Annotated in this window: 2 protein-coding genes; both read left to right on the top strand. The window is 72.2% G+C overall.

Features of this window, described 5'->3' with window-relative positions; all coding sequences use genetic code 11:
* Positions 1–759, top strand: a 759-nt coding sequence (locus tag ON21_RS31085) for an acyl carrier protein (RefSeq protein WP_218004173.1), incomplete at its 5' end; no start/stop codon positions are given.
* A gap of 24 nt (positions 760–783) precedes the next feature.
* Positions 784–7,517, top strand: a 6,734-nt coding sequence (locus ON21_RS31080) for a type I polyketide synthase (protein ID WP_039803957.1), incomplete at its 3' end; no start/stop codon positions are given.

Raw genomic sequence — 7,517 nt, 5'->3', positions numbered from 1 at the left:
CCGTGGCAGGAGAGCACCGGCATGACGCGGACGCTCGGTGACGCCGACTTCGCCCGTTTGCGGCGGGAGGGTTTCCCGCCGTTGGACGAGCGAGAAGGCATGGCCCTGTTCGACGCCGCACTCGCGGGCGGCAGACCCGCGTTCGTGGCGGCCCGCATCGACCGCTCCGCGCTCACGGAGCTCGCCGATCCGCGTCCGATCATGCGCGACCTGCTCGGACCCACCCGCCCCCGAGCCGAGACCGCGGCGAGTGGATCGCCGGAACCGGTGCACCGCCTGGTGGGCCTGTCGACCGCCGAGCAGGACCGCATCGTCCTCGATCTGATCCGTGCCGAAGCAGCGGCGGTACTCGGCGGCGACGCCGAGACCATCGCCGCCGACAAACCCTTCAGCGACATCGGATTCGACTCACTCGGCGTCATGGAATTCCGCAACCGGTTGAAAGCGGCCGCAGGCGTCCAGGTGCCCGCGACGGCGATGTTCGACTACCCGACTCCGAGGGACCTGGCCGGCTTCCTCCGGCAGGAAATCGCGCCCGTGGAGGACCCCGCGAAACGTATCGCGGCCGAAGTCGACGCGCTGGCCCGCAGTTTCGCCTCCGCCGAACTGTCCGCCGCCGACCGGTCGTCACTGGCGACCACTTTGTCCGCCCTGCTGCGCGAACTCGAAGGCAAGGATGCCGAGCCGGGCGTCGACGCCGACGACCTCGACACCGCGGACGATCACGAACTCTTCGAGTTCATCGACAACCTCAGCTGACTTCGCACGATCAGGAGACCACCGATGGCCGACACCGACGAGCTACGCCGCTATCTCAAGAAGACCGCGAAGGAGCTCTACGAGACCAAACAACACCTGCGCGAACTCACCGATCGGACGCGGGAGCCCATCGCCATCGTCGGCATGGCCTGCCGGTACCCCGGCGGAGTCCGATCACCCGAGGACCTGTGGCGCGTCGCCGCCGAGGGCGTGGACGCCGTCGGGTCGTATCCGACCGATCGTGGCTGGGACCTGGAGCGGTTGTTCGATCCCGATCCGGACGTAGCCGGGACGGTCTACACGCGTGAGGGCGGTTTCCTCGATTCCGTCGCCGATTTCGACGCGGGTTTCTTCGGCATCAGCCCGCGCGAGGCCGCCGCGATGGACCCGCAGCAGCGCCTGATGCTCGAGGCGGCCTGGGAGGCGCTGGAAGACGCCGGCATCGACCCGGTCTCGCTCCGCGGCACCGAAACCGGCGTGTTCGCCGGGGTGGCCCACCAGAACTACGGGCCCCGCGTCGGCTCCCCGAATATCACGGCCGAAACGGAAGGCCATGCCTACCTGGGTGTCTCCAACAGCGTGCTGTCGGGCCGGATCGCCTACACCCTCGGGTTGGAAGGGCCGGCCGTCTCGATCGACACGGCATGCTCGTCGTCGCTGGTCGCGCTGCATCTAGCGTGCCGGGCGCTGCGCAACGGTGACGCCACCCTGGCCCTGGCGGGCGGAGTCACCGTGATGTCGGATCCATCTCTGCTCATCGCGTTCGCGCGGCAGCGCGCCCTCTCGCCCGACGGCCGGTGCCGCGCATTCGCCGCGGCGGCCGACGGGACGGGCTTCTCCGAAGGACTCGGGGTGCTGGTGCTCGAACGGCTCTCCGACGCACGGCGGCTCGGACACACCGTCCTGGCGGTCGTGCGCGGCAGCGCGATCAACCAGGACGGCGCGAGCAACGGGCTGACCGCGCCGAACGGCCGGTCGCAGGAAGCCGTGATCGGGCAGGCCCTGCGCGAGGCGGGCCTGGAGCCCGCGGACGTCGACGCGGTGGAAGCGCACGGTACGGGCACGATGCTGGGCGATCCGATCGAGGCAAGGGCACTGATCGCCGCCTACGGAACCCGGCAGGCCGACGCGCCGTTGCGTCTGGGCTCGCTGAAATCCAATATCGGCCACACCTCGGCCGCGGCGGGCGTCGGCGGCGTGATCAAGATGGTGCAGGCCATGCGACACGAAATGCTGCCGAAGACACTGCACATCGACGCGCCCACCCCGCATGTGGACTGGTCGGCGGGTACGGTGCGGCTGCTGCGGGAGAGCGAACCGTGGCCCGCGGGCGCCGGGGTCCGGCGTGCGGGCGTGTCGTCGTTCGGCGCCAGCGGCACCAACGCCCACGTCGTCCTCGAAGAAGCGCCCGCCGACCCCGCAGCGGAACCGGAGTCCGAGCCTGTTCCCGCGCAGCGGCCCGCGTCGAATCACGCCGTAGCGCAGACGATCCCGCTGCTGTTGTCGGCGGCTTCCGGCGCGGCTCTGCGGGCGCAGGCGGACCGCTTGCGGCAGTGGATGGCGGACGATCCGGCAACGGACTCCCGGGATATCGCGCATTCGCTGCTCACCTCCCGTGCCCGGCTGGAATGGCGCGGAGCCGTCGTCGGTCGCGACCGGGACGAACTGCTGGCCGGTCTGGCGGCACTCACCGAGGGGCGTTCCGCGCCCGGTGTGGTCGAGGGCCGCGCGGGCTCGGGACGCACGGCGTTCCTGTTCACCGGGCAGGGCGCGCAGCGCGCCGGGATGGGGCGGGAGCTGTACGCGGCGTTCCCGGTGTTCGCGGCGGAGCTGGACCGGGTGTGCGCCGCGTTCGATCCGCTGCTCGGACGTTCGCTGCGGGATTTGATCGCCGAGACGCCGGACGGCGACAGCGCGCCGGGACCGCTGGATCGGACCGAGTTCACCCAGCCCGCGCTGTTCGCCTTCGAGGTGGCGCTGTACCGGCTCGCCGAATCGTTCGGCCTGACCGCGGACGTGCTGCTCGGCCATTCCATCGGTGAGCTCGCGGCGGCGCATGTCGCCGGCGTCTGGTCGCTGCCCGACGCGTGCGCGCTGGTGGCGGCGCGCGGACGGTTGATGGGCGCACTCCCCGCCGGCGGCGCGATGCTGGCCGCGGCGGTGTCGGAAGAGGAAGCATCGGCCGCGCTCGACGGGTACGACGGCCGGGTGTCCGTGGCCGCGGTGAACGGTCCCTCGTCCGTGGTGGTGTCCGGCGACGCCGACGCCGTCGCCGCGGTCGAGCGGCTCTTCGGTGACCAGGGCCGCAGGACGAAGCGGCTGCGCGTGAGCCATGCCTTCCATTCGGCGCGGATGGAACCGATGCTGGCCGAGTTCCGGGCTGTGGCCCGCGGTGTGACCTACCGGCCGCCGACGATCCCGATCGTCTCGAATGTTTCGGGCGCACCGGCAGGTGACGAGCTGACCGATCCGGAGTACTGGGTCCGTCAGGTCCGGGCGGCCGTACGGTTCGCGCCGGGAGTCCGGGCGCTGGTCGCCGGCGGAGCACGGCGCTTCCTGGAGATCGGTCCCGACGCGGTGCTGGCCGCGATGACCAGGGAATGCCTGACCGAACAACCCGACATCGAGGCCCGCTGCACGGTGGTCGCCGCCGCCCGGCGTGGCGCGGACGAGGTCGGGCAGTTCACCGCGTTCCTGGCCGCCGCCGACGCCGCGGGCGCCCAAGTGGATTGGCGCCCGATGTTCGCCGGTCGACCGCCGCGCCGAGTCCCGTTGCCCACCTATGCTTTCCAACGCCAGCGGTACTGGCTGCCGCCGACGGACGGCATCGGTGATGTGGGCCGCGCCGGACTGACGGCGATGGACCACCCGATGCTCGGCGCGGCGCTGGCCCTGGCCGGTTCGGACGAGTGGCTGTTCACCGGCCGCCTGTCGACGGCGGCGCAGCCGTGGCTGGCCGATCACACGGTGTTCGGCGCGGTGCTGCTGCCGGGGACCGCGTTCGTGGAGTTCGCGTTGGCGGCGGGCGCGCGAGCGGATGCCGGGACGGTCGAGGAACTGGTCCTGGAGTCGCCGCTGCGGCTGGACGAAGGGACCGAGGTCGATATCCAGATCAGCGTCGAAGCGCCCGATGACGCCGGGCGCAGGCGCTTCGTCATCGCCTCGCGGGCCGTCGGCGACCGGACCGCCGGATCCACCCACGCCCGCGGTGTGCTCGCGCCCGATACGGGAGACGCGGCGGTGTCCGGCGAGGCGGACGAACTGTCCCCGGACGAGGACGCGACGACCGGAAAGGCGCTCTACGACCAACTGGCCGCCCGCGGTCTCGCGTACGGGCCCGCGTTCCAGGGCGTGCGCCGGTTCCAGCGCCGTGGCGACGCCGTCGTAGCCGAGGTGCGGCTCGGCGAGATCGGCTCGGAAGCTGCACGTTTCGGTGTGCACCCGGCACTGTTGGACGCCGCATTGCACGCCGCGGGCGACCTCTTGGCGGCTGATTCGGCCGCGAACCAGGCGCCGCTGCCGTTCGCCTTCAGCGGCGTGCGGTTGTATCGCGGTGGCGCGAGCGCGGCGCGGGCGCTGATCCGGCGGACCGGCTCCGAGGGGGTGCGGGTCGAACTGCGCGACGCTACGGACGCGTTGCTGGTCACGGTGGACGCGCTACAGGCGCGGCCGGTCGACAGCGACACGGTGCGCAACGCCCGCGCCGCCGGGGCCCACGGCCTCTACGACGTGCACTGGGCCACAGTGGCATCCGGTGCACCGTCCGGCCCGGTGCGGCTGGCCGCGGTCGGCGGCTCGTCGGAATCCGCTTTCGACGAACACTATTCGGATATGCCCGCGCTGGTGGCGGCCGCCGGGACCGACGCACCGGTTGCGCACGCGGTGGTGTGGTTCGCCGAGTCCGGCCCCGAACGCGCCGACGGCACGGAGGCCGACCGGGTGCGCCGGAGCGTGCACACCGCGCTGGCGGCGGTGCAATCCTGGTTGCGCCTACCCGAGTCCGGCGACACCCAGCTGGTCGTGGTGACCCGCGACGGCGCCGGCCTGCACGGCGAGGATCCGGACCTGGCGGCCGCCGCGATCCGGGGTCTGCTGCGCAGCGCGCAATCGGAACATCCCGGCCGGATCGTGCTGCTGGACGCCGAGACCGACGCGATCGTCGGGCCCGAACTGATCTCGGCGGCCCTCGCGGCCGATGAGCCGCAGCTGGCGGCCCGCGGGGGCGAACTGTTCGCGCCCCGGCTCGCCCGGCGCGACGATGCGGCCGCCACGGCCGTCACCATGGGCCACGGGACGGTGTTGATCACCGGCGGCACCGGTGGCTTGGGCGCCCTCGTGGCCCGGCACCTGGCCGCGACGCACGGTGTGCGGGATCTGGTCCTGGTGTCACGCCGCGGCGAGCGGGCCGACGGTGTGCGCGAACTGGTGGCCGAGCTGGCCGGACTCGGCGCTCGGACGCGAGTGCTGGCCTGTGACGTCGGCGACCGCGCCGCGGTGCGCGCCCTGCTCGATCAGCTGGCCGACGGTCCGGAGTTGACCGCCGTCGTCCACGCCGCGGGCGTTCTGGACGACGCGACGCTCGACGCGCTCACGCCCGACCGGATCGAGCGGGTGTTCGCGCCGAAGGTCGACGCCGCACTCCACCTGGACGAACTCACCCGCGACCGGAACCTCTCGGCGTTCGTGCTGTTCTCGTCGATCGCCGCGGTCCTCGGCTCGGCGGGTCAGGGCAACTACGCCGCGGCGAACTCGGTGCTGGACGCGCTGGCCCGGCGCCGCGCCGCCGCGGGTCTGCCCGCGGTCGCGGTGGCCTGGGGCCCGTGGACCCAGAACGGCGGGATGACCGCCGGACTGGGACGCGCCGGTCTGGACCGGCTGTCCCGCATGGGTTTCCGGCCACTGGCCGAATCCCACGGAATCGCGCTGTTCGACCGGGCCGCGGGTGCGGACACGCCGCTGGTCGCCGCCGTGGACTTCGATACCGCGGCATTGTCCGCGCAGGCCCGCGCGGGTCTGCTGCCGCCGCTGCTGCGTTCGCTGGTAGCGGTGCCGCGCCGGGCCGAAGGGGGCGGCGGCGATCTGGCGCAGCGGCTCGCGTCGGCGCCGCCGGACCGGCACGAGGCGATCGTGCTGGATTTCGTGCGCCGGCAGGTCGCCGAGGTCCTGGGGCACGCCACGGGAGACCTGATCGAGGCCGACAAGCCGTTCAGCGAACTGGGATTCGATTCGCTGGGCGCGGTGGACCTGCGCAACCGCCTCACCAAGGCCACCGGTCTGCGTCTTCCGTCGACGCTGGCCTTCGATCATCCGACGTCGGCGGCCGTGGCTCGGCTGCTGCGATCCCGGATCGATGGCGCCGGGCAGACCGTCCGCCGGACGCAGAAGCGCGCGCGGGCCGATGAACCGATCGCGATCGTCGGTATGGCCTGCCGCTACCCCGGCGGTGTCGCGTCTCCCGACGATCTCTGGGATCTGGTGGCCTCGGGCACCGACGCCATCAGCGAGTTCCCCACCGACCGCGGCTGGGATCTCGATCGTCTGATCCATCCGGATCCCGAGCACACCGGAACCTCCTACGTCAACGCGGGCGGGTTCTTGGCGGACGCGGCCGAATTCGACGCCGGGTTCTTCGGAATCGGCCCGCGGGAGGCGAACGCGATGGATCCGCAGCAGCGTTTGCTGCTGGAGGTGTCGTGGGAAGCGCTCGAGCACGCGGGTATTGATCCGACGTCGTTGCGGGGCACCGACACCGGTGTCTACACGGGGGTGATGTATCAGGACTACGACGTCCTGACCCGCAAGGCCGGACCCGAGGCCGAAGGGTACGTGGGGACCGGCTCGGCGGCGAGCGTGGTCTCCGGACGCATCGCCTATTCGCTCGGTCTGGAAGGTCCCGCGATGACAGTGGACACGGCGTGCTCGTCCTCGCTGGTGGCACTGCATGTGGCGTGCCGGGCGCTGCGGCAGGGGGAGAGCTCGCTCGCCCTGGTGGGCGGTGCGACGGTGATGGCCACGCCCACGGTGTTCGTGGAATTCTCCCGCCAGCGCGGTCTGGCGCCGGACGGGCGGTGCAAATCGTTCTCCGCCGCCGCCGACGGCGTGGCCTGGGCGGAGGGCGCGGCCGTGCTGGTCGTCGAACGGCTCTCGGACGCACGGCGACTCGGCCACAACGTGCTCGCGGTGGTGCGCGGCAGCGCGGTGAACCAGGACGGCGCCAGCAACGGCCTCACCGCGCCGAACGGTCCGTCGCAGGAGCGGGTGATCGCGGCAGCGCTGGCCGATGCCGGGCTCGGGCCGTCGGACGTGGACGCCGTGGAAGCGCACGGAACCGGAACGACACTGGGCGACCCGATCGAGGCACAGGCGTTGCTCGCCACCTACGGACAGGGACGTCCGGAGGGCCCGCTGCGTGTCGGTTCGCTCAAATCCAATATCGGCCACACCCAGGCGGCGGCCGGAGTGGGCGGCGTGATCAAGATGGTGCAGGCGCTGCGCCACGAGACGCTGCCGAGAACCTTGCACGCGGAGGAACTCTCGCCGCATGTGGACTGGTCGGCCGGATCGGTGCGGGTGCTGACCGACGCCGAGCCGTGGACCGCGGGCAGCCGGGTACGGCGCGCGGGGGTGTCGTCCTTCGGGATCAGCGGGACGAACGCGCATGTGATCCTCGAGGAAGCGCCGCCGTCCGCGCGTGACGAGCGACCTGCGGTGCACCCCGGTCCGGCGGCAGGCGTCGCGGTACCGCTCGTGGTTTCCGC

It is taken from the genome of Nocardia araoensis NBRC 100135 (assembly GCF_000308435.1).
Lineage (GTDB): Bacteria > Actinomycetota > Actinomycetes > Mycobacteriales > Mycobacteriaceae > Nocardia > Nocardia araoensis.
The sequence above is the reverse complement of the archived record's forward strand: the minus strand, read 5'-3'. Positions and strand labels throughout refer to the sequence as shown.